This window comes from Pantoea sp. SM3 (assembly GCF_000963995.1).
GTDB classification, from domain to species: domain Bacteria; phylum Pseudomonadota; class Gammaproteobacteria; order Enterobacterales; family Enterobacteriaceae; genus Pantoea; species Pantoea rwandensis_B.
Map to the genome: position 1 here is coordinate 1 of NZ_JZRD01000010.1, position 22,530 is coordinate 22,530.

General features: G+C 46.3%; 20 protein-coding genes and 3 pseudogenes. 10 read left to right on the forward strand and 13 right to left on the reverse strand.

Features of this window, described 5'->3' with window-relative positions; translation table 11 throughout:
- Positions 1-16 precede the first annotated feature (16 nt).
- Positions 17-1,216 (reverse strand): hypothetical protein, encoded by a 1,200-nt coding sequence (locus VI01_RS06425; RefSeq protein ID WP_045814438.1) that lies wholly within the window; start codon positions 1,214-1,216, stop codon positions 17-19.
- A gap of 323 nt (positions 1,217-1,539) precedes the next feature.
- Positions 1,540-1,749 carry a helix-turn-helix transcriptional regulator gene (locus tag VI01_RS24720; protein ID WP_369801864.1) on the reverse strand — a complete coding sequence of 70 codons (210 nt, stop codon included), beginning with the start codon at positions 1,747-1,749 and terminating at the stop codon, positions 1,540-1,542.
- Positions 1,750-2,101: 352 nt separating this feature from the next.
- Here VI01_RS24720 and VI01_RS06430 point away from each other — a divergent pair, with 352 nt between their 5' ends.
- Complete coding sequence (locus VI01_RS06430; protein WP_045814439.1) at positions 2,102-2,587, forward strand: hypothetical protein; 486 nt, start codon at positions 2,102-2,104, stop codon at positions 2,585-2,587.
- A 22-nt stretch (positions 2,588-2,609) separates the two neighbouring features.
- Here the strand turns inward: VI01_RS06430 and VI01_RS06435 are convergent, their stop codons facing one another.
- From VI01_RS06435 to VI01_RS06455, 5 genes are all read right to left on the reverse strand, one after another.
- Positions 2,610-3,539, reverse strand: coding sequence for a site-specific integrase (locus VI01_RS06435; protein ID WP_045814440.1), 930 nt, complete (start codon positions 3,537-3,539; stop codon positions 2,610-2,612).
- Positions 3,540-3,585: 46 nt separating this feature from the next.
- Positions 3,586-4,038, reverse strand: a complete 453-nt coding sequence (radC, locus tag VI01_RS06440) for a DNA repair protein RadC (protein ID WP_045814441.1) — start codon at positions 4,036-4,038, stop codon at positions 3,586-3,588.
- Between the two features lies 1 nt (position 4,039).
- A complete protein-coding gene (locus VI01_RS06445; protein ID WP_052696965.1) occupies positions 4,040-4,501 on the reverse strand; it encodes a hypothetical protein in 462 nt (153 codons plus the stop codon).
- 123 nt (positions 4,502-4,624) lie between these two features.
- Entirely contained in the window at positions 4,625-5,044 is a 420-nt protein-coding gene (locus tag VI01_RS06450) for a DUF2787 family protein (protein WP_045814443.1), read from the reverse strand.
- Between the two features lie 233 nt (positions 5,045-5,277).
- On the reverse strand, positions 5,278-5,652 hold the full coding sequence (locus VI01_RS06455) for a helix-turn-helix domain-containing protein (protein ID WP_045814444.1): 375 nt from the start codon (positions 5,650-5,652) through the stop codon (positions 5,278-5,280).
- A 187-nt stretch (positions 5,653-5,839) separates the two neighbouring features.
- Here VI01_RS06455 and VI01_RS06460 point away from each other — a divergent pair, with 187 nt between their 5' ends.
- The 5 genes and pseudogenes from VI01_RS06460 to VI01_RS24725 form a co-directional block, all read left to right on the forward strand.
- Positions 5,840-6,367, forward strand: a complete 528-nt coding sequence (locus tag VI01_RS06460; protein WP_045814445.1) for a hypothetical protein — start codon at positions 5,840-5,842, stop codon at positions 6,365-6,367.
- 12 nt (positions 6,368-6,379) lie between these two features.
- Complete coding sequence (locus VI01_RS06465; RefSeq protein WP_045814446.1) at positions 6,380-6,739, forward strand: hypothetical protein; 360 nt, start codon at positions 6,380-6,382, stop codon at positions 6,737-6,739.
- A complete protein-coding gene (locus tag VI01_RS25885; protein WP_045814447.1) occupies positions 6,736-6,966 on the forward strand; it encodes a DNA translocase FtsK in 231 nt (76 codons plus the stop codon). Before VI01_RS06465 ends, VI01_RS25885 begins: the two co-directional genes overlap by 4 nt.
- Positions 6,967-6,985: 19 nt before the next feature.
- On the forward strand, positions 6,986-7,318 hold the full coding sequence (locus tag VI01_RS06475) for a hypothetical protein (RefSeq protein WP_045814448.1): 333 nt from the start codon (positions 6,986-6,988) through the stop codon (positions 7,316-7,318).
- Between the two features lie 234 nt (positions 7,319-7,552).
- Positions 7,553-7,693, forward strand: a pseudogene (locus tag VI01_RS24725) (transposase); the annotation flags it as partial.
- Positions 7,694-7,901: 208 nt separating this feature from the next.
- On the opposite strand, the gene VI01_RS06480 reads toward VI01_RS24725, so the two are convergent.
- Genes VI01_RS06480 through VI01_RS06495 form a run of 4 tightly spaced genes read right to left on the reverse strand, consistent with a single transcriptional unit; the run spans position 7,902 to position 15,312 of the window.
- Positions 7,902-11,033 carry a type I restriction endonuclease subunit R gene (locus VI01_RS06480; RefSeq protein ID WP_045814449.1) on the reverse strand — a complete coding sequence of 1,044 codons (3,132 nt, stop codon included), beginning with the start codon at positions 11,031-11,033 and terminating at the stop codon, positions 7,902-7,904.
- Positions 11,033-12,220, reverse strand: a complete 1,188-nt coding sequence (locus VI01_RS06485) for a DUF4268 domain-containing protein (protein WP_045814450.1) — start codon at positions 12,218-12,220, stop codon at positions 11,033-11,035. Before VI01_RS06485 ends, VI01_RS06480 begins: the two co-directional genes overlap by 1 nt.
- Positions 12,213-13,613 carry a restriction endonuclease subunit S gene (locus VI01_RS06490; RefSeq protein ID WP_045814451.1) on the reverse strand — a complete coding sequence of 467 codons (1,401 nt, stop codon included), beginning with the start codon at positions 13,611-13,613 and terminating at the stop codon, positions 12,213-12,215. Before VI01_RS06490 ends, VI01_RS06485 begins: the two co-directional genes overlap by 8 nt.
- The gene (locus VI01_RS06495; protein WP_045814452.1) at positions 13,603-15,312 is read right to left on the reverse strand and encodes a class I SAM-dependent DNA methyltransferase; all 1,710 of its coding nucleotides are present in this window, start codon (positions 15,310-15,312) and stop codon (positions 13,603-13,605) included. Before VI01_RS06495 ends, VI01_RS06490 begins: the two co-directional genes overlap by 11 nt.
- Positions 15,313-15,532: 220 nt before the next feature.
- On the opposite strand from VI01_RS06495, the pseudogene VI01_RS25675 reads away from it, so the two are divergent.
- Both VI01_RS25675 and VI01_RS06500 read left to right on the forward strand, forming a co-directional pair.
- Positions 15,533-15,718: pseudogene (locus VI01_RS25675) on the forward strand (hypothetical protein); the annotation flags it as partial.
- A 198-nt stretch (positions 15,719-15,916) separates the two neighbouring features.
- The gene (locus tag VI01_RS06500; protein ID WP_045814453.1) at positions 15,917-17,764 is read left to right on the forward strand and encodes a TIGR04141 family sporadically distributed protein; all 1,848 of its coding nucleotides are present in this window, start codon (positions 15,917-15,919) and stop codon (positions 17,762-17,764) included.
- Between the two features lie 58 nt (positions 17,765-17,822).
- Here VI01_RS06500 and VI01_RS24730 read toward each other — a convergent pair.
- Positions 17,823-18,170, reverse strand: a pseudogene (locus VI01_RS24730) (DUF6538 domain-containing protein); the annotation flags it as partial.
- A gap of 644 nt (positions 18,171-18,814) precedes the next feature.
- On the opposite strand from VI01_RS24730, the gene VI01_RS06505 reads away from it, so the two are divergent.
- Together VI01_RS06505 and VI01_RS06510 are read left to right on the forward strand one after the other, a co-directional pair.
- The gene (locus VI01_RS06505) at positions 18,815-19,792 is read left to right on the forward strand and encodes a DUF1852 domain-containing protein (RefSeq protein WP_045814454.1); all 978 of its coding nucleotides are present in this window, start codon (positions 18,815-18,817) and stop codon (positions 19,790-19,792) included.
- Between the two features lie 27 nt (positions 19,793-19,819).
- On the forward strand, positions 19,820-20,848 hold the full coding sequence (locus VI01_RS06510; RefSeq protein ID WP_038646419.1) for a methionine synthase: 1,029 nt from the start codon (positions 19,820-19,822) through the stop codon (positions 20,846-20,848).
- Positions 20,849-20,966: 118 nt separating this feature from the next.
- On the opposite strand, the gene VI01_RS06515 is transcribed toward VI01_RS06510, so the two are convergent.
- Complete coding sequence (locus tag VI01_RS06515; RefSeq protein WP_045814455.1) at positions 20,967-22,379, reverse strand: 6-phospho-beta-glucosidase; 1,413 nt, start codon at positions 22,377-22,379, stop codon at positions 20,967-20,969.
- Positions 22,380-22,530: the final 151 nt, after the last annotated feature.

A 22,530-nucleotide genomic window follows, 5' to 3' on the forward strand; every position in this document is an offset into this window, starting at 1 on the left:
CCGCCATAATTGCTATTTAACGCCTGCGCTCACGCCGAGAACGAGCGCCAGATAACCTTCGTTTTTTCCGCTCAATCTTGGCTTGTGATTCTGTCTGGCTGCTTGCTGGGCTCTTCCCAGTTAGGCCAGCCAGTATCTTGCCCATAGCGTCAACACAGTCGGACCAGCTGCTCCATACCTCGTTTGCACTAAACAGCTCAACCTTTCGACGTTCAAAAATGCGTTCAGCTGCCCGACCTATGTGTTTCCCTGTGTCCCGATGCAGGATATTAACCAGCCCCTTGCTACTGTTAGTGTCAGGCCGCCCGACTTTGTACCACTCGTTGAACATGTCAGACATTAATGCACGATCAAATATTTGAAGGCGGTGCAGGGGATTCTTCATACTTTTCAGTTTACTGAGCATGACGACCTTCCCCTCTTTGGAGTATTTCCCCGTTCCGTTCTTCTTCTCCTGAACTCGAAACTCAGCACGCAGCAATTCAGGGTGTTGTTCTTTTACAAGGCCTATCAACCGCTCTTTCCGTTCCCTGTCTTTGCCGCGATTATCTTTGTCAAAAACATGGAGAATAGCTCGTTTAAGCCCTTCAATCTTGGCATCGCTAGCGTCTATTTTCTCGTAAAGATTTAAACTTAGCGCTGATTTTTTCCCTATCTGCAACCCCGGTAATCCATATGGCTCACAGAAATCTTCATAAGCCTTAGCCCAGCTTAGCCACCAGAAATAGTCATCCAGTTTGCATCCATAGATATCTAACGCAATGTCTACGCGTGTAACCCAAGCCCGGGACAATATAGGGAATAGCAGCCCACCAAGTGCGGCATTCAACTTATTCAACAAAGTATCCATCCCCTCCCCGGTGGTACGCTGAGGATGAATCTGAATAGAGATTCCTCCAATATCTTTGAACCGTGGAGTTGTATAGATAGTTAACAGCTTGGGCGAACCAGCCCCACACTCCGAAATATGAAGACCATTCCGGTACGGAGGTTTCTTCTTACTCCGCTTATCCATATTCCTGCGCGTAACGTTATACTCCCCCTTTAATTTCTTTTTCAGAAGCAGCAAACAAGCTTCGAAAATCTCCTTCTCATCCTCACTACCATAATCAGAAACTGCAGTTAGCCAATCAATATGCATAGCCATAGGATAACGACCATATGTTTGACCAACGAGCATCCCTTTATTCATTTTAATATTCTTAACATTAAGCATATAAACTCCGATTTGAGTCTAATGCTCAGTGCAGCTTCTAACCTGTATATCAAGTTGATAATAGGTTCAACGCATCCACCTGCAATATACGAGATAGGGATACAGGTATATTTTCATGTAACCACCCAACCAGATTAGATACTCATACTCACCCAACGATTACACGGAGAGAGTTAAGCATTCACCCACTCCATTAAGTATATTAGACATACCAATCTGATTAGCTGGTGACTATAACTAGTACCTTACGCATCTATCTGGAGCTGAAGTTAGTTCTGAAGCTGTGCTGAGCTGTGTAACTTGACTGATGTTATAAGCGCCAATTACTTGACGCGTATGCGCTCAGCCAACCATTGATTAACTTCATGCTCGTAGAAGCCTACCGAACGGATACCTATACGGATCTGACGAGGAAACTCATTACGCTGGAGCATTCGGTAGAGCGAAGCCCTGGACATAGCACAACGTTCAAGAACTTCCGGGACTTTGATGATACGAATTGTGGTCATGGTACACCTGTTTTGGTTACGCATCGGCTGATGCGAACAGGCTTTTACAACCAAACTTATTTCTTAATATTCAATAGATTAACCACGCACGTCGCACGTAAAAACGTGACCACAACAACTTTTTCACCATAACCACCTATCGTGACCATCACGAAAATCAAATTCAGTCTCTTTCAGGTAACAGTGATGACACACATCGAAATCTGTGACCAACACATTACAATATATGAAAACACCAACGTGACGGTCACGATATTTTCATCATATATTTGTGTGAAGCGGATTGAAGCTTCCATTGACTATCAAGGGGGAGTAGATATTGACAATCCTCAAGAAAACCATAAAGTGATATAAAATCTCATGAGGTAAAGGTGATATGAAAAAAGAGAGTCGAGCTAAGTCTGATGCGGAAAGACAACAAATTCGCCGTGAAAAACTTAAAAAGGAAGGAAATCGAAAAACAATTTATTTAAATAGCGATACTCTTGAGCATCTCAATGAAATAGTTAAGCGCACAGCAAATAGCCGTAACCAAAGAAATGACACTGAAAGAAACAGCTATGCCATTGATGAATTAATTAACCAATACTACCTTGATAACATTTTAGAACATGAACATGAGTCTTCGGGAAAGCTTGTTGATATTTACGAGCGAATTTGGACTGAGACATTTGAAGGGGTAAGCAATGGAGACATTGCACGAAAATTAAACGAAGAAGATATTCCTCTACCTCATTTCCCTGAAGGAAACACAGGCATTCGATTTATATCTACAGTGTGGACAGAAAAGCACGTCATAAAGTGCTCAAATGCTAGAGCCATAATAAAGGCAGTAAAAGCGCAAGAAAGCAAAAACAATTAAAGGACTTTATTGCATGCATCTTTTAATAAATACTTAGAGACTTACTTGCATTACCTAACGTGGCTTTGTTACGTAAGTCATAGCGAGTTGTCGTTGATATATCTCTATGGCCTGCCAGCTGGCGTACGGTGTTGATATCCACGCCCTGCTCCAGTAAACGGGTGATGAAGGTGCGCCGCATGTCGTGCGGAGTGAAACGTACAATGCCTGACGTGTGCTGTAATTCCGCCAGAATACCCGTTAAGCCGGTCGTAGTCAGGGAGGAACTGGCGGCTTTGACATTACGCTGAATACGGCTGAACAGAGCGTTTTCAGCTTCGTTTGCGCTGATTTTCAGCCACGCACGGATGGCTTTATCTATCGCTGCCGCAACATGGATTTCTCGGTATTTCCGCCCTTTCCCCTGCCTCACCGTCAGGATGCCATTGTCATAGTCCCGGCGCTTAAGTTTAACCAGTTCCCCGGCCCGCAGGCCTGTTCCGCAGAGTGTAAGTACAATGGCAACATCACGGCAGCGCCGTGCCGGTTGCGGATGCTGTTTCGCGGCCTGAACCAGTGCCCGGATTTCCTGCTTGTCTAATGCCCTTCCCTTACGCTGGATATCGCCGCTCACGCGTTTAACTGACCGGATACGTGCCAGCGTTTCGGCATTCATGCAGTTCAGGTTAAAAGCTGTCTGCGCTACGCCCCGCAGTGCTGATAACGCCATGTTGACCGACGACACGGCGTAACCGTCATCCAGCAGTGCCGCACGTACTTTAGCAACGGCGGCGAAGTTAAGTTGCTCCCACGGGTAGTGAGCGGCATCCGCACCGCGTTTGAGTATGCTGGCGCTGCGGTTTAACAAGCTGGTGATACCCCGTCGCCCCGATGGTGCCAGACCGCTGATATACGCATCGAACACGGTGGTTTGCACCACCGGCACGATCTGACGCAACGCACTCCTGCTCATGCGTTTAACCCGTGATAACGTACATTAAACCAAGTAACTGCTCGCATCAGACCAGCCCTCGTTCAGCCATCGAAACTGTTTCAACGCCAGCAACGATAAAGTGATCCAACAACCGTACGTCCAGCATCTCCAGCAGCCCCTTTAGCTTTTTAGTCAGATTGATATCACTTCGGCTGGGTTCCGGCTCGCCGCTGGGGTGGTTGTGAACGAGAATTGCTGCGGCGGCGTTGTGTTTCAGTACAAGCTTGATTACTTCGCGGGGGTGAACGCTGACCGTATTCAATGTACCCCTGAACAAAGTTTCCCGATGTAACAGCTGATTCTGATTATTGAGCAAGATTATGCCAAACTCTTCATGTTCAAGCGGTGCCAACTCAACCATTACGCACCGCCTGACATCATCAGGACAGGATAGCTGAACGCCATACTGATAATACCTGCTGATAATGTCGCGCGCCTTATCAAGGATGCGGGTTTCACGTTGGTTAAACATCGTCATTTCAGAACTCCCGTTCAATAAAATAGATAGCATCTGCAAATAGCTGGCGGCGAGTCAGACCAATGCGCAGTGAGAAGGCTTTACGTGACATAGTGGTGCGCCCGTTACTGTCGAAGAACCAGAGAGTTTCCTCGTCCATTTTGACCAGAAGTGACCAATGAAACTGATCGCTGAGAAGGATGAGGCGGGAATGGTCAGTGACGTCCAGAAACCGCTGCATTTCCCTGAAAAGTCGTCCGTCTGCCAGCCCCTTCTTTCCAGCAAAGGGTTTGGTTATTTCAACCGGGAACTGACGGCTGTAATGTCCTTTCTGCAAAACCTGAGCCATCAGCCAGTCGAGGCGATCTTCCTCAATACCTTCGGTCAGCCATTCATTTAAAGGCCAACGCAGCTGATAGGTCTGAGTAAGTCGGTTCATTAGTGGGCGTCGCTTAACCTTCCCGTCATATAACCAGCTCAGCATATTAACCAAGCAATAAGCACCGCAAAGGCTGTCCAGTTCTCCCTGTTGAGACGCACGTATCCCTCTGTTTGCAGTCACAGATAATGTCTCCGTTGTATTTAATGATTAATCAGTGCGGTGGGATTAGCTTTCCCAACTGACGGTGAGCGAGTAGGCCTTCAGAAAGTGATAGTGGACAAAGTTACGCTGCCATAGCTCAAAAATGTCGCGCCCTTCTCCTGGATGTAAGTCACCAACGAAAGACAGGAATACATAACGCTGGCTCCAGCTAAAATCAATATCTTTTTCAAGCTCAGGGTAAAGCCCCATATATTTGAAGTCGGTGATGTAATCGAAATACCATTCATCGTTTCTGGACGTCAGTCTTATCTCTACAGGATGATACCCACCGTTTTCAGCACTGTAATTGAAATCTTTGAATAATAAAGTGACTGCCCGAACATTGGGACTGGTGGGTGGCCTCCTAGATATCTCTTTAAATATAATATTAATTAACTCCTGACTTACGGGCATAGAAAGCCCTTCCTGACGGATAATATTCATGCTCGTCTATTCCGGTAAATATATAATGGGTTAATAACAACATTGCAACTCACTACCCCCCCATTTTTAACGCTTAAATGATAAGCGTCCGCCCGGCAGAAGGGATATAGAATGAAGTGGCACATTGGTTATTAATTTGGTGTATCAGTGACTGAGTAATATTACACTATCCAGTAATGACATTTTACCAGGAATAAAAATCAAGAGCAAATAGTTTCACCAAGGAACTAATTTTATTTTGTGAATTCATCAAGGAATATAATCAAAATTTTCTTTTTATCATGATCGAGTTTCATCCAAACTTGATCGAGTCGTTGCTTTAGTTCCATATCATGGCCTGTCAAATACTTCGGTTGCATTTCGTCAAAGTTGAAATTATCCATACAGTCTATAAAGAACCAACTTATCGGTGTCTTTAAAGCAACCGCAATTGTGATCAAATGAGCAATATTGATCTTATTCGTCCCGCGCTCATAACGAGAAAGCTGTTGCTGCGAAATATCAATAGACTCCGCCAGCTCAGCTGCGGTTAATCCTGCCTCCTTACGTCTGGCCTGAATACGCTGTCCTACCAGCTTATCCGCTGAGTCTGCTACGAGCTTAACCATTACATGATCTCCAGTACGTCCATAAAAGGAAGTCTGGGGCCTTTTTACACTTGCATGAACATCACTAATGGACATAAAATCACTAAAAATTCCTTTTATAGACCTGATGTGGAAAAATTTGCTGATCAGGTCTTTAACGTAGCTTGTAACCCCACGGGTTGATAGGTGGCTGGTTAGGGAGAGCATTGTGGCAACCACCATTAGTGAAATAACTGACTGCTTTGAGTACTTTTTCAGCTCCCTTTACCGGCGCGAATTTGTCAAAACATTGCGTCTGAATGAATGTAACGAGCGTGAACTACTGCCATTAGTTCGTTGCTATTTACTGGGCTGGTTTGCGGATAACCTCTCGCCGGAAGTAAAAAGCAAACTACCAGGATCGGTAACCGGTCATGGGCTCATTGATTTTGTCATTGACGATGTGGCCGTTGAGTTTGCCGTCCGTAAGCCAACAGCAGCTCGTTCTAATGTCTCCGCAACCGTTAATAGCACTGAGGTGAAGAAATTAATGAAGCACGACGGCAAAGCTCTGCTTGTCCTGTTTGACTTCTCTATCACACCCTACTCGGAAGCTCAGATTGAGGCTTTTCGCGACTGGCCTTCTCTCGGTCGTGGCAATCATAAAAAGTCTGCGTTTAATGTTGCCTACTTTTATGTCGAAAAACGCAGGCCGCTGACATTCGGTAAAATCACCAAAAATATTCGTATTAATTGACAAGGAAAAACGATGAAAAGAGTCATTTTAGCCACCCTGATATTGAGCACATCTACACTGGTTAATGCTGCGGAATACGTTAAAAAGAATGGATATCTGGAAATAACGAATCATAAAGAGTCTGCCGAGTTTTTAATTAACTCATCAACACCGGATGGCTCAGGTGTATGCAACATGGAAGGGAATGCAAGTGCAATTTCAGCTAGCACGGGGCAGAGAAAACGCTGGCTTTGGAACGATTCGTCAAGCCAGTGTGTAGCTGTTATCAGCGAATTATCGACAGGAGGAGCGACAGTTATGACTAAAGGGTGCGAGGATTACTGCGGGAGTTCAGCGACAGGCACTATGGATGGAGTGTACAAAGCAAAATGAAAGACAGGCAGAACACATCCCCTGATAAAATTAACATTAATAAAATAATCAAAAACGAAAACGATGCACCCACCGACGCTCTGCATGAAGAGACCCTTGAATTCATATTTAATGAAGGGTTAAAAGTCATCAAAGTAAGTACTGTACAGCATCATTTTAGAATAGGTTACAATCGCGCCGCTAATATTCTTGAGAAAATCAGAAAATCAAATAGAAACTTTGATTAAAAATACAAGAGAAAACTACATGTTGAAAATATTCATTACTTTCATTATTGCTTTTATTCTCTCTGGGTGCAACGAAGACACACCTAAGTGCAGCAGTACCGATGCAAAGAACTTAGTTATTGACATCTCCCGTAAGGAGATCGAAAAATCACTAAAACTTGATGCGGACGTATCAATTTCTGTAAACAACGTAAGAACACTGAGTCACGACTCAAATTTAGATGTGTACCAGTGTGCGGCTGATCTGACATTCACTAAGCCGGATTTAAAGCAAGATATCCTCATCACTTATCGAATTCAAAAGACTGATGAAGGTAAAGGTCAGTTCTATATTAATGTTTATGGTTTGTAGTCCTCCCCTCTTCCCAAACTCTATTCGCAGGTCATAAGGGTATAAACGTAATGTATTAATCATACACTCGGACAAAGCGAGTGTATGATCTAAAAACTCACATTAAACATTTTTAAAAAGAGGGTATCCCATAGCTAACTGTCTGACCGCTATTCCGGGATTTGTAGTGGTTTACTGAATTTGACCACTTGAAAAGAGGTGATCTGCTTGCCTCAGAACAATACAGGTGCCCCAATTAAAAAAAGAAATTTCAGTGCAGAGTTCAAACGCGAATCAGCCCAACTTGTTGTCGATCAGAACTATACCGTTGCTGAAGCGGCTAAAGCGATGGATATCGGACTATCTGCCATGACGCGCTGGGTTAAACAGTTGCGTTCACTTTGCAACTGTGGGGTCAATTTGTTCATTTTTGATGGAAAAGATCGTAAATGGAGAAGTTTTAAATAACTGAATCAAAAGGAGCATCCAGTACCGCCGTTGAGTCCTGGCAATGAGGTCCCCGCCTGCTAAATCAGGACTATTTTCACTCTTCAGGTACAACGGAGGGCGATACTCTGCCCTCTCTATCAAAAGTTGGACGTCGCTATGACGTCCAGCTGTTCGACACCACTTCTGCCTGCTTCAAAATCAGCTCCACGGCACCCGGCGTTTTATCTGGCGGATACTTATACTTACGCAAGGTCTGGCGTACCAGAATACGCAACCGCGCACGCACGCTTCCACGTACCTGCCAGTCGACAGTGGTGGATTTACGCAGTTGCCGTGTGACCTCAATGGCCAGCCTTCTGAGCGTTTCATCGCCCAGTTCACGCACCGCACTTTCGTTTTCTGCCAGCGCATCGTAGAAGGCAATTTCATCGGGGTTTAGGCCCAGCGCATCATCGCGCGACATCGCTTCCTGGAACGCTTTTGCCATCTGGATCAGCTCTTCAATCACCTGCGCGGTTTCAATCGCCCGGTTATTATATTTGAGCAGCACGGCTTTCAGGCGGTCGGAGTATTTCTTCTGCTGCACCACGTTATTACCTGAACGTGCATGAATGCCGTCATTCAGCAGTTTTTCCAGCAGTTCCACAGCCAGATTGCGCTGCGGCATTTCCCGCACTTCTTCCAGGAACTCATCCGACAGCAGGCCGATATTGGGTTTATCCAGCCCGGCCAGCGCGAAGACATCCTCAACCCCAGTGGCAATAACCGCGTTATCAAGGATCTTACTCAGCAGAGAATTTTTTTCCGACTGGCTAAATTTTTCCTTGGGGTCAAGCTTGATAAGCCCCACTCTGACCGCCGAGAGAAACGCGAATTCTTCCTGTAAGGGTTTCGCCTCATCTAGGGTATTACACAATGACCAAGCTTTACTCATCGCCAATGAAACGTCGAGATAACGCTTTTTACCGTCATCCAGACCCAGAATGTAGTTCACCGCATCGCGTAAGAACGCCAACGGATCGTGAGAAAAGCCCACGTAGCTAAAGCCTGGTTTTCCTGCCGAGGGCGCAAACATCCCGTGGATGATGTCGATTTTTTCCAACAGGACGGCAAAGGCTTCCCGGGCATCAACCGTGGTCTGCCCTTTTCCTTTTGAGTCGGTATAGATTTTCAGCGCCTGCTTCAGCTCGTTCGCAATACCAATATAATCCACCACCAGCCCGCCGGGCTTATCCCGGAATACGCGGTTAACACGTGCAATGGCCTGCATCAGGTTATGGCCACGCATCGGTTTGTCGATATACATGGTGTGGCAGCATGGCGCATCAAATCCGGTCAGCCACATATCACGGACGATCACCAGTTTGAGGGGATCGTTCAAATCTTTAAAGCGAGCTTCAAGGCGCTTTTTGGTCTGCTTGTTGTAGATGTGCGGCTGGAGAGGGTCTTTATCCGATGCCGAGCCGGTCATGATGACTTTGATTGCCCCTTGTTCGACATCTTCACTATGCCACTCCGGGCGAATTGCCACGATGGCCTTGTAGAACTTCACGCAGATATCTCGGCTCATGGCGACAATCATCGCCTTGCCATTCATGGCTGCGTTACGAGTTTCAAAGTGCTGAACCAGGTCAGCGGCAACTTGCTCAATACGCGGCTCAGAACCCACCAGCTTTTCCAGACGGCTCCAGTCACCTTTGGTTTTCTCTTGCTGGCCGGTCTCTTCATCTTCCACCAGCTCATCCACCTGATCGGAGAGCGTTTCCAGCTCCTCATGATTCAGGTCGAGTTTTGCCAGTCGGGATTCGTAGTAAATCGGCACCGTCGCGCCGTCATCCACAGCGTCCTGGATGTCGTAGATAGAGACGTAATCACCAAACACCGCGCGAGTATCTTTATCTTCAGACGCTATCGGCGTACCGGTAAAGCCCATAAACGAGGCGTTCGGCAGCGCATCGCGCATGTGTTTGGCATAACCGTATTTATAGACACCAGTTTGTCTGTCCAGCGTGGCACTCAAGCCATATTGGCTGCGGTGCGCTTCATCGGAAATCACCACGATGTTGCTGCGTGCGTTAAGTGCAGGATGGCTCTGCTCATTGTCCAACGGCGCAAATTTCTGCACAGTAGTAAAAATAATACCGCCGGATTCGCGGGCATTGAGCAGCTCGCGCAACTCGTCGCGGTCGTTGGCCTGTAACGGCGTTTGTTTCAGTAAATCTTGCGCTTGGCAGAAGGTGGCGTAGAGCTGCCCGTCGAGATCGTTACGGTCAGTCACTACCACGATGGTCGGGTTGTTCATCTCTGCCTGTTGCAGCAGTTTCCCGGCGTAACAGCACATGGAGATACTTTTACCGGAACCTTGGGTATGCCACACCACGCCCGCTTTTTTACTGCCGGGCTGGATGTTACTGCGCAACGGCAGATGTTTTCCGGTAGACGCCACAATAGTGGCCGCGACAGCTTCACGGACCGCATGGAACTGGTGATAAGCGGCAATTTTCTTGATCAGCCGTTTACCGTCATTTTCGAACAACACAAAGTAGCGAATGTAATCGAGCAGCAGTTCCCGGTTAAAGAAGCCCTGCACCACGGTTTTAAGCTGCCAGTCAAACTGCGGCTTGTCGTCTTCGTTAGCCACGGTTTTCCACGGCAGGAAGCGCTCTTCATCAGCGGTCAGCGAGCCGATACGCGCATTCTGCCCATCGCTCACCACCAGCGCTTCGTTGCAGATAAACAGGTCGCTGAGTTCGTTTTTATAGGTCTGCAGCTGGTTAAACGCAGCCCAGATATCGGCATTGGCATCAATCGGGCTTTTCAGCTCAATCACCGCTACCGGCAGGCCGTTGATATAGCCAATAATATCCGGGCGACGGACCTGTTTTATCCCCTGAATAGCCACCTGATTAACGACCATAAAGCGGTTATTGCCAGGATGGTTAAAATCCATCAGCAGCGCTTTATCGTGAATCGTCTTATCTTCGCGTTTGTACTCTACGGGCACACCGTCGAGTAGCAGGTGATGAAAGGCTTTGTTACTGACGACCAGATCCGGGCTTACGGGACGGGTAATACGTAGTATCACCTCTTCCAGCACGTAAACAGGGAGATGGGGGTTGATAGTTTGCAGCTGCTCCAGCATCACTGGGCGCAAAAACACATCATGAAATGAGGCACGCAGCGGATTGTCGCCATCTGGCGCGATATCGGGCCCGTGCAGCACTTCCCAGTCCTGTTCAGCAAACCATTTCAGGCATTGCTGCTCTAAATCGTCTTCGCTCAGCATCAGGCTTCCTCTGTCTCAGGTTCTTCCGTCTCTTCCGGCGCGTTAGAAATATCTTTAAGCGCCATATTCAGTGGGGCAATAAAAGGCTCGAGCGCTATTTCAAACGCAGTCAGGTTTTTCAGCAGCCAGTCGATCATCGTTGGCCAGTTGCTCTCATCGAGGCTGGTAGCAGGCGTGGCAAACGAGATTCGGCACGATTTTTTGCCCGGCAACGGTTCCCACTTCAGTTCATGACCAAACGAGTTCTCGATTAGCGCTTTGTGTTCATAGAGCCAGTTAAACGCAAAGGTATTGCTCTCAGCCGAAGATTTGGCAATCCACAGCTCAACACGAATCTCTTTTTTACTGAAAATCAGGTTATACGATACCGCGCTAATACCAGACCCAGCACTGAGCCAGTGGTCGGTCGAGGGGCTAATATTGTTGTACAACGTACACTGGCTGGCTTTGAGGCGTTCCAGCGCTTTGGTCCAGAAGGCCTTGCGCAGGTAATGCCGGGTTTTCAGTTCGCCGCTGGTGGACTGCTCTTCCGCTTCTTTCTGTGCCATGCCAATCATGAAAGATTCGGCTTCAGGTGTGGGGATCACTTGGCGAATATCAACAAACACATCGTCGTTGAATTTGTACGGTTTAACCTTAAAGCACTGCACCCGTAGGCCAAACTGCATTAGCCACAGCGCGGTGTTGGTCACTTCTTTGCGGAAGCTGGCCGCCACCATCATCACTCGCTGGGTGCGACTCTGGTTGATTTGCACTTCATCCAGGCTTTCGCACTCCAGAAACTCCGCCATCACTTCCGCCGCCGGACGGGTCTCTTCCGGCTCGTATTTGTCGAGATAGAGCTGAAAGATGTCGAGAATCTGTTCTTTGCGCAGGTTGGCGCAGTAGCCGGCATATTTAAGCGCCTGCCACACCACATCGCGCCCGGAGTCATCGAGCTTGTTTTCAATGATCACCAGATTGCGCTGCTTATCGATAGCCAGCAGGTCAAGGCGCTCTTTTGTATCGTCAAAACCAGCAAATTCCTTCTGAATGATCAGCAGTTCATCGTCGTTATCGCGGGTTAACGCCTGCGGGTTTTTTGCCAGCCACTCCTGCAGGTGATGGCGCTCGGTGTAGCCGAGGCTGCTAAAAGACACCTCCTGCAAGGAGTGCAAGCTGTTGGTCGGCTTATCAACTTTATACATTTTCCGCCTCGCTTACCGCCTGCTCGGCGTCTGGCAGGGGGATTTCGCCGGAGAGGAGTTTGGGGAGAAGGGTGTCGCGGATGTTTTTTAATAACGCTGTTTGTTTTTTACGCTGAACAACTCCGTTGATTATGGTTTTACAATGTTCTTCAAATTTTTTTACTAGCTTAAAATCAGGTGCGATTAGCTCAATGTTTTTCAGATGAGATGATGGTCTGGCAATAGAAGGGACACCTACTTGCGAGGCGTTCGATAATAATAGATGCTGTCCTATCCGTGATCTAAAGAAGTATAATAAATAATACGGAGATGTGAGTTTTTTATCTGCACGCAAAAAGAACTGTCGCTGGGATATCACATAACGATCATACTCTGAAAATTCAGGTATGATTGAAACCTGCCCTATGCTCCCTGCATGTGTAAAGATGATATCTTCACTAAATACATTTGAGCTTTTCAATTTACCTGCATGTTCAAGTGTTACGAAATTATTCTCACCATCATTAAGAATAGATTCTTTTAAATGCTGCCCACTAATTACAGGAATACCTTCATCAACAAAGGTGGATACCTTAATATTTGAACCAAATGGCCCCATTCCAATTTTACTAACCAATTCTTCAGTTTTAACAACTGCCCACCCTTCCGGAATTTCCCCCAACTCATTGTCCTGCATCGCAGACGGAAACAGTTCTGCCGTGGCTTTTAACTCGGCATAGTGCTCAGGATGTTCACGCTCAAAAACCGCCAGCGCATCAGTATCTTTCCCGGAAATCGCCGTCATGGCGGCAAGCGTCGCGTCTTCCTGCGAACCACCCTCTTCCAGAGCTACCATTTTGACTTTTACCGGTTCAAAATCGACAAACCAGCTTTTGAACAGGGCTTGAGCCATTTGTTCGAGGGTTTGGTTTAATTTATGATTTATCGCTACCTTCTGAGTCAAAGAATTCAAAGTTGCATTTATAAACAATCTAGTATCTTTGTCGGGGAATGGTATTTTAATAGAATCTAAATTGGATTTATTAAGTTTGGGCTGTACCGCACCAGTGATATAAGGATCAAGGTCTAGTGTGGAAAAGTAGTATTCAAGGTAATCGAGAACTCCTTCCTCTTTCTCAGAAAGTATATGTGCATGATTATTAACCCAGAACTTACCATGAGCTTTAAAAGCAATTGGCGTTTTACGAGTGCGTAAATTTTCACCATCTTCAGAAATTAACAAATATGTCCCATCAAAAATATACCCATCTATGCGATCAACGATACCGGAAGCACCATAGTAAGGATAGGGGCCTTGACGCTTCTGCCTATCAAGACTTTTTAATGGGATTCTCTTACTATTTAAGAAGTCAGCGATTTCAGATATTTTTTTTAATGGCCACTCAGAACTCATAACCCAGCCCCCCCAGATTCGCCTTAATCTGCGCTTCCAGCGTCGCACTTTCATCCAGCTGATCCTTAAGCTGCGCTGTCAGTCGCGCCATCTTCTCTGCAAAGGGCTCATCATCTTCATCTTGCTCTGCTGCACCGACATAGCGCCCGGGAGTGAGCACAAAGTCGTTTTTCTGGATGTCTTCCAGCGCTGCAGAGAAGCAGAATCCGGCTTGTTCTTCATAATCTTTATCTGCCTGCCAGGCGTGGAAGGTGTCGGCTATTTTGGCGATATCTTCACGGGTAAAATCACGCAGCACGCGGTCTTTCATATAGCCAATCTGGCGGGCGTCGATAAACAGCACTTCACCCTTACGGTGCGCTTTGCCGTTGCCGCCGGTTTTGTCTTTGGTCAGGAACCAGATACAGGCCGGGATTTGGGTGTTAGTAAACAACTGGCCCGGCAGCGCCACCATGCACTCGACCAGATCGGCTTCAATCAGGTTACGGCGGATTTCGCCTTCGTTGTTGGTGTTGGAGCTCATCGAACCGTTGGCCAGCAGCAGCGCCATCGAGCCTTTCGGCGCCAAGTGATGGATCATATGCTGCATCCACGCGAAGTTGGCGTTGCCCTGTGGCGGGGTACCGTACTTCCAGCGCACGTCATTTTCCAGCTTAGCGTTCCACCACTCCTTCATATTGAACGGTGGGTTAGCCATTACGAAGTCGGCGCGCAGATCCGGATGCTGATCGTCGAGCAGGGTATCGGCGTTTTTGGCACCAAAGTTAAAATCAATACCGCGGATCGCCATGTTCATCGCCGCCAGCTTCCAAGTGGTGGGGTTGGATTCCTGACCGTAGACGGAGATTTTCTGCTTTTGCTCGGCGGCGTTGTAGTGCTTCTCGCTCGCGTGCTCTTCAATAAAACGGTCGCTGGAAACAAAGAACCCGCCGGAGCCCATCGCCGGGTCATACACACGGCCGTTGTAGGGCTGTAAGCACTCAACAATTAGGGTGACGATGCTTTTTGGCGTGTAGTACTGGCCGCCCTGCTTGCCTTCCGCCAGCGCGAACTGGCCGAGGAAATATTCGTAAACGTGACCGAGAATATCTTTGCTCTTTAAGCTGAGTTTCTCTCCGTTATAATCAGGGTTGCTGAAGTTCGCATCAGAGAAGGTGTTAATCAGCCCGGTCAGCACCTCGTTGCCAAGTTGGTACTGACTGATGCGGTTTAGAATACCTTTAAGTTTCGGGTTGGTTTTTTCAATTTCATCCAGCGCGTTGTCCACCAGCCAGGACACGGAGCGTAGTTTGACCTCCAGCCCGGTGGTATCATCCACCCACAACACCGTGCCGGTCGGCAGCATGGCTTTGTTTTTCAGCGTTTCCCAACGGGCAGCTTTCGGCACCCAGAAAACATTTTTCTCGACGTAGTAATCTTCAACTTCCAGCTCGTCCCGGATAGCCTGGCCGTATTCTTCATCTGAGTCGTAACTATCGCGCGACATGGCGTAGATGTTGTCAGGGTTGCCGACATCCCGGAACAGGGTTATCAGCTCTTGCTGGCGGGCCTCAAAGGCATCTGAAACATACTTCAGGAAGATGAGCCCCAGTACCACATGCTTGTAGTTGGCGGCATCCATATTGGCGCGCAGCTTGTCAGCGGCCTTCCAGAATTTGTTATCTAGTTCACTAAGAAACTGTTGTTCAGCGTTGTTCATCAAAATCCTCGGGGGGAGATCGCAGCGAAAAAGCAGCCATGCCTCATCGCAGATTCGGTTTTGGAATGCAGTACGCAAAATGATACCCGGAACGGGTGCGATTACAAACGATGGAGCATAAAGAAGTTTGCATTCAAGGGGTAAAAAAGAGGAAACTGGACAACCACTTTACTCATTGCCCTACTTTATATCGTTCATCCCCTGAACGTCTTTAGTCACATACCGTATCGGCCAGACAAAAGATGTATATGTGTATTAACCGACGATAATGGACTCTGAAATCACGACGTTTGAAGAAACACTAGACGATCTCCTTCAGCGTCGTCGGGCATTAGCGAGGGATATGCTGTGCTCTGCACCGGATCTAAACAGCGCTGATTTTGAGAACATTTTAAAAGGGACGTGAATGATATTATTAAATGCGACATCACTAAATATAACTCAACCTAATAGTAACAATACAAAACTATTTGCAACGATACGTTTTGAATCCTGCATTAATGAGAAGTGATTCAAAATATTTATAAATATTACATACATCCATTTCCTAAACATTCTCTTTGCGTTAAATTTTTTGCACTTACACAGCGTAAAGGTTATAGTTATGAAAACGAGGCCATTTTCAATTTATTTGCTCAAAGACGGCTATAATGCAAATAATTCTTTAAAACAGGATCACGGTTTACAAAGTAATTTCCACGCGCAAAGCTTACCTGCCGGATCATCATTATTCATTTCAGATAAGATCGAAACTATACCTTGGTGGGTCGATTACTTTAATATAAGTGGAAACATCACACAAAAGAATAAAGGTGCATTAATTTTCTTACCTGTAAGGGGTAGAGTATTCGCTTTGTGTTTCGGCCATGTCTATCATAATTTATTGGATGTTTCTTATGAGTATGATTTTGGTCTAAGAGTTACACTTAATAGCCTTGACCCCAAAGAATTAAAAAGTGCAGACATCGTTGATCCTGGTGCTGCCAGAAGAAAAAGAACACAACTTCCTATAACAAATGATCTTACATACCTTGACTTTGATAGCAATAGTGAAATACTGAAAAGTCTTACAGGAAAAGTTAAAGAGGAACATTCAAATTTATTTAGCAATGCCACAGGTTCTGCAAGCCTTAAAGTTGGATTGAAAACGGCTCCAGAAAAACTCAATGAAATATGTGAAAAGCTTATTGATTTATATATAAGTGATGATTACTTAGAAGCATTCCCTAACATTCAAAAAATTTCTCCAGAAAAAGATCCCGCTCGAGTTAAAGAACTAGACAACTTCTTATTGGAAAGTTTCAAAAGAAAAGATGAAAATCTAGAGCTAGCCATACCAGATATTGTTGATTATAGAGATAATATATATTGCACCTTTAAAGGAATTCATAAAACGCTTCATATATACTCCGATATCAATATTGAAAATCTATACGATTACATAGGTGATAAATTAGACAATATTACGCTGAATGACTTAAAAAAGCTATCTATGGATTTATGTAATACAGAAGGTTTAACGACGCACTCTTTTAGTGTCTACAGATGTATGATTTTCGATAAAACAATAAATAATGGTGATCAAACTAACATCTACCATATGTGCGATGGTGACTGGTATAAAGTTGATGCTGATTACTTACAAGAACTGTCAGACTATATCAATGGGAAATGTATACCATCCCCATTACCAGACTACGACCATGACATTATTTCAGCCAACCAAACCCGCTCATACAGCGAGGCTCAATACAATTCAGCCATACCTGTTTTATTGAATGAATTCATATGCCTAGATCAAACAGACATTAGCCCTGATGGCTACTCCCAGATCGAACCATGTGATTTAATAACTTATGAAAATAATTTATGCGTTTTTTATCACATAAAAATATCTTCTCGCTCATCTCAACTTAGTCATTTATTCAACCAAGGTTCTAACTCTATTGAATTATTGCTTTCGGAACCGCAATGCAGCGTAAAATTACTTAATTTAGTAAATCAAAAAGGAAGTGCCCCCTTGACCCAATCTCTTCAAAAAGGAATAACACAAAAAGCCTTCAAAGTCATCTATGGTGTGATTACACGTAAACCGCAAGCCTTAGCCTCTGACAACTTACCTTTATTCTCAAAGATTAGCCTCAGAAGAAATTTTAAATTCCTTGAATTAATGCGAACTGATTGTAAGTTAACATTTATTAATGATGTAAGCCCTGCAAAAGAAAGTTACAGTCAGCTTCCCGAAGTTCATGTCATTGTAAACGTGAATGGCAAAAAAGTTTCCGTAATAGTTGATGATGGGCAGATCTTCGCAGCTGGCACACCTATAACAAACTGTCCCAAGGAAATTCGAGAAGCGGGACATGGTGAGAAATTTAGTGTTCATGTTAAGAAAGATGATGCAGGCAAACTAACTTCTCATCACACTTGGCAGTTTAAAAAACTCAATTAATCATTAAAAGATGCGTTTCTTCTCCAAACGCATCTTTATTAATATTATTTAGCAAGATAGCAAGCCAAAACAGCGGGATATTCGCATCAAGCAGGCGCTGAGCAACTTGTTGCAGGGAAGCACTCGTTAAACCGCAAAATTCAGCAAGGCCGATCATTCCTTCGCCCGCCAAAGCAGGCGCACTACTCACCAACTTTTCTCTATCCAATTTTTGATACTCACCCAAACATCGCTGCCAGACAGCCAATAGGACTGCGGCAATCACTCGCGCTTTTCTGATGTCGTTTGTTTCTGTTGATGCGTGAATCTCACGCTGTCCCGTGTAGAGACGGTATCGGGCGGGAACTGCAATACGGACAACATAAATACCGCTGCTACGGCGATACAGATTATCACGTTGAGCCATCGGCTGTATGACCTCTATGTAGTAGAGGCTACGCGATTTAACTCTAAATAAATTTAATATTAATTAAATCAATAAGATATAGGTTACTGGTGCCGATAATAGGGGTCGAACCTACGACCTTCGAATTACGAAAGCAAGCCCACTCCAAAATGAGTACAATAATGAGTATGGTGAATATAAATCTGTTAATAAAAAATAAATATCAATAAGATAAAATCAAAATCACGGTTCAACGTCTAATCTTCACGTCGATGATTTAATCCCGATGGATTAAGCACCGCAAAAAAATCCACGCCTGCCGTGGATTTTTTATTTCTCATTGAGTAAATTCTTCCGCATCGCGCTCGCGTAGCGTCACTCTCACTTTGCTTACGTCGCTGGCCTATTCCACCGTCACCGCCCGCTTTTCCGCATGAATGCCCCCTTCTGACAGCCCTGATCCATAGTGTGAGCCCGCTCATGAAATTGGCTCATGCAGCTTTGAAATTTAATCACTATCAATCGCTGAGGGACTCTGGCATAAAATTCGCACTGTTATTGACTTAAGACAATGTGAATTCTCCCGCAGATGGTAGGCCCGGCATCAAGGCAACCCGTCTGAAATCAGGGAGGTTTTGCAGCAGAAATCAGGATACCCGAGCATCATGAGCAACGATTTTGCATTTTCAATTAAGAGCAGCGTTTTCGATGAGAACTACAACCCCTCTGAGAATACGCGTATCACCACGAACTTCGCTAACCTGGCACGAGGAACCAACCGCCAGCAGAATTTGCGCAATGCCTTAATGATGATGAACAACCGTTTCAACTCTCTGGCGCACGCGGATAACCCAAAAGGCGATCGTTATGCCGTTGAGCTGGAAATCATTTCTGCGGAAATTGATATTGAAGGCAATGGTAAAACCTTCCCGGTTATTGAGATCCTGAAAACCAATATTGTTGATCGCAAAACTCAGCAGCGTACCGACGGCATCGTAGGTAATAACTTCTCCTCTTACGTGCGTGATTACGATTTTAGCGTGCGTCTGCTGGCGGCCAATAACAACCAATCCGGTTTCAGCCTGCCGGAAGGTTTCGGCGATCTGCACGGCAATATCTTTAAAAGCTTCGTTAACTCGGCGGCTTATCAGGAGCGCTTTAATAAAAAGCCGGTGATCTGCCTGAGCGTGTCGAGCAAAAATACCTATCACCGCACTGACTATCAGCATCCGGTGTTGGGCTTTGAATATCAGCAAGATGAACTGTCCCTCACCGACCACTATTTCGGCAAAATGGGCTTGCAGGCGCGCTATTTCATGCCTGAAAACAGCGTCGCGCCATTAGCCTTCTATTTCACCGGTGACTTGCTGAATGATTACACGGATCTGGAACTGATCGGCACCATCAGCACCATGGAGACGTTCCAGAAGATTTACCGCCCAGAGATTTACAATGCCAACTCTGCCGCAGGCCAGTGCTATCAGCCAAGCCTGACGCATGGCGACCATTCATTAACGCGCATTGTTTACGATCGAGAAGAACGCAGCCAGTTGGCAATTGAGCAGGGGAAGTTTACGGAAGAGCACTTCATCAAACCCTATCAAGAGATTCTTGAGCAGTGGTCTGCACAATACGTTCTTTGATTAAGCCAAAATAAAAGGTTATTGATTATGAAATTGTTATTGCCTACTTCAACGGCAGGAAGCTTACCGAAACCGGCCTGGCTTGCTCAACCTGAAACGCTGTGGTCGCCATGGAAACTGCAGGGTGATGAATTAATCGAGGGCAAAAGAGATGCTCTGCTGTTATCCCTGCAGGATCAGCAATTAGCGGGCATTGATATCGTCAGTGATGGCGAGCAAACGCGCCAGCACTTCGTCACCACCTTTATTGAACATCTGAGCGGCGTTGATTTTGAAAAGCGTGAGATTGTGAAGATCCGCAATCGCTATGACGCCAGCGTGCCAAGCGTCATTGGCGAAGTGGTGCGTAAAAAGCCGGTGTTTGTTGAAGATGCTAAATTCTTGCGCCAGCAAACCAAACAACAGATTAAGTGGGCTTTGCCAGGCCCAATGACCATGATTGATACCCTCTATGATGGTCACTACAAAAGCCGCGAAAAACTCGCCTGGGAATTTGCCAAAATTCTTAACCAGGAAGCTAAAGAGTTAGAAGCAGCCGGCGTTGATATTATTCAGTTTGATGAACCCGCATTTAACGTGTTCTTCGATGAAGTGAATGACTGGGGCATTGCCGCACTGGAAAGAGCCGTTGAAGGTCTGAAGTGCGAAACCGCCGTGCATATTTGCTATGGCTATGGCATTAAAGCGAACACCGACTGGAAAAAGACCCTCGGCACTGAGTGGCGTCAATATGAAGAAGTGTTCCCTAAACTGCAAAAGTCTTCTATCGATATCATTTCACTGGAAGCCCAGAATTCGCGCGTGCCAATGGATCTGATTGAGCTGATTCGTGGCAAAAAAGTCATGGTCGGTGCGATTGATGTGGCGACCAACACCATTGAAACCGCAGAAGAAGTGGCTGATACCTTGCGTAAAGCGCTGCAGTTTGTGGATGCCGATAAGCTTTATCCTTCTACTAACTGCGGTATGACGCCACTGTCGCGCCGCGTGGCCAGAGGCAAGCTGGAAGCCCTGAGCGCGGGTGCAGCTATCGTACGTAACGAACTCACCGCGTAATGCTGATCGACTCACCGCCCAGCAGGACGGTGAGTACTTTACTTCGGTGCCCAGCGATGTTCATCCGGGCACCGTCTTCCGTCTCCTGCCTGCATCATCCAATCCTGAAAAAACTTCATCACGCCCTGTGCGCATGTCTGTCGGCCAGCAACTGATCGACGAAAGCGACGATTTCCGGTTTGGTTTTCTCAATCTCGGCAATTTTACTGGCGAACTTCGGCAGATAGTCTTTATGGGCATACAACAATTGATCCAGCACTTTTATCGCCGTATCGCCCGCCGGAATAAGCGGATTAATCGTGAAGGCGTGTAATGCTGCGCCGTAATCGCCACTGACGGCCGCTTCAATCACCGTTTCTTCCATGGCTTTCATTAACTGAATCATGCCGCGCGCCGCAGGCGGTAACGCTCCCCAACGCAGCGGTTCTGCGCCATGAGAAGTGATGGCGGCAGTGACCTCCACCACGCAATCAAACGGCAAATCGGCAAGCGCGCCGTTATTGCGCGTTGATACCACCATCAATTTTCCGCTGTTATTTTGAATCGAAGCAATCAGATCGCAAGCCGCATCGCTGTAATGCGCCCCGCCCCGCTGACTTAACTCTTCAGGCTTGTAGTCAAGATTGACGTCTTTATATAACTCGAACAGCCGCGCTTCGGTTTTCTTCACCACTTCAGCGCGGGTTTCATACTGTTCGAACTCTTCAATGGCATGAGCCAGCATCGGTTCCTGCAAATAGTAATAGCGGTGATAGCCGCAGGGCAGCAGGCCGAGATGTTTCACCTGGTCATAGTTGAACGGAATCTGATGAATATTTTTCAGCCCTTCATCACTTTTTTCCTGCTGCTCTGGCGAGTAGATTTTATCAATCAGCTCTGCGGTGCGTTCATTGCCCTGCTGATCCCAGACGCGATGCCAGTGGAAATGGTTGAGCCCGGCAAACTTGAAATAGAGATCTTTCTCTTCCGCACCAAGTACGCTGCAGGCCTGCGTGATATGACCGAATGGCACATTGCACAGGCCGATGGTTTTTTCCCACTTGCCATATTTAATCGCCGCTTCGGTCACCATGCCTGCCGGATTAGTGAAATCCACCAGCCAGGCATGAGGGCACAATTGACGCATATCCTCGATAATATCGAGAATCACCGGAACCGTACGAAACGCCTTAAATATCCCGCCCGGGCCGTTGGTTTCCTGGCCCAGTAAACCATTGGCTAACGGAATCACTTCGTCTTTTAAGCGCGCATCCAGCAACCCCACACGGAACTGCGTGGTCACGTAATCCGCATCCTTTAACGCTTCCTTGCGATCGAGTGAAAGATGCACCTGCCAGTCGAGTTTAGCGGCCGCAATCATCCGCTTCGCCATACTGCCAACAATTTCCATCTTCTCTGCGCCGTCCTCAATATCCACCAGCCACAACTCGGCAATCGGCAACTGCGCCTGACGCAGGATAAGCCCTTCAATCAACTCTGGCGTGTAGCTGGACCCCCCACCGATAGTGACAATCTTGATCTTATTTGGCATAGGATATAACTCCGTTTGGTTGCAATCAGGTGAGTCAAAAGCGCCGTTTCAGGCAGCGTTACGCCTCACCGCATGGATGATATTTTTCCTGTCTCAGGTTCATGTTATTTAATCAGCCTGCCTGCGCAGGCTGGAAAGGATATTCACTGAC

Excerpts from the sequence above, each read along its gene's own strand:
- VI01_RS06425 (WP_045814438.1), bottom strand. The coding sequence starts at position 1,216 with ATGCTTAATGTTAAGAATATTAAAATGAATAAAGGGATGCTCGTTGGT.
- VI01_RS24720 (WP_369801864.1), bottom strand. The coding sequence starts at position 1,749 with ATGCGTAACCAAAACAGGTGTACCATGACCACAATTCGTATCATCAAA.
- VI01_RS06430 (WP_045814439.1), top strand. The coding sequence starts at position 2,102 with ATGAAAAAAGAGAGTCGAGCTAAGTCTGATGCGGAAAGACAACAAATT.
- VI01_RS06435 (WP_045814440.1), bottom strand. The coding sequence starts at position 3,539 with ATGAGCAGGAGTGCGTTGCGTCAGATCGTGCCGGTGGTGCAAACCACC.
- radC (WP_045814441.1), bottom strand. The coding sequence starts at position 4,038 with ATGACGATGTTTAACCAACGTGAAACCCGCATCCTTGATAAGGCGCGC.
- VI01_RS06445 (WP_052696965.1), bottom strand. The coding sequence starts at position 4,501 with ATGCTGAGCTGGTTATATGACGGGAAGGTTAAGCGACGCCCACTAATG.
- VI01_RS06450 (WP_045814443.1), bottom strand. The coding sequence starts at position 5,044 with ATGAATATTATCCGTCAGGAAGGGCTTTCTATGCCCGTAAGTCAGGAG.
- VI01_RS06455 (WP_045814444.1), bottom strand. The coding sequence starts at position 5,652 with ATGGTTAAGCTCGTAGCAGACTCAGCGGATAAGCTGGTAGGACAGCGT.
- VI01_RS06465 (WP_045814446.1), top strand. The coding sequence starts at position 6,380 with ATGAAAAGAGTCATTTTAGCCACCCTGATATTGAGCACATCTACACTG.
- VI01_RS25885 (WP_045814447.1), top strand. The coding sequence starts at position 6,736 with ATGAAAGACAGGCAGAACACATCCCCTGATAAAATTAACATTAATAAA.
- VI01_RS06475 (WP_045814448.1), top strand. The coding sequence starts at position 6,986 with ATGTTGAAAATATTCATTACTTTCATTATTGCTTTTATTCTCTCTGGG.
- VI01_RS06480 (WP_045814449.1), bottom strand. The coding sequence starts at position 11,033 with ATGCTGAGCGAAGACGATTTAGAGCAGCAATGCCTGAAATGGTTTGCT.
- VI01_RS06485 (WP_045814450.1), bottom strand. The coding sequence starts at position 12,220 with ATGTATAAAGTTGATAAGCCGACCAACAGCTTGCACTCCTTGCAGGAG.
- VI01_RS06490 (WP_045814451.1), bottom strand. The coding sequence starts at position 13,613 with ATGAGTTCTGAGTGGCCATTAAAAAAAATATCTGAAATCGCTGACTTC.
- VI01_RS06495 (WP_045814452.1), bottom strand. The coding sequence starts at position 15,312 with ATGAACAACGCTGAACAACAGTTTCTTAGTGAACTAGATAACAAATTC.
- VI01_RS06500 (WP_045814453.1), top strand. The coding sequence starts at position 15,917 with ATGAAAACGAGGCCATTTTCAATTTATTTGCTCAAAGACGGCTATAAT.
- VI01_RS06505 (WP_045814454.1), top strand. The coding sequence starts at position 18,815 with ATGAGCAACGATTTTGCATTTTCAATTAAGAGCAGCGTTTTCGATGAG.
- VI01_RS06510 (WP_038646419.1), top strand. The coding sequence starts at position 19,820 with ATGAAATTGTTATTGCCTACTTCAACGGCAGGAAGCTTACCGAAACCG.
- VI01_RS06515 (WP_045814455.1), bottom strand. The coding sequence starts at position 22,379 with ATGCCAAATAAGATCAAGATTGTCACTATCGGTGGGGGGTCCAGCTAC.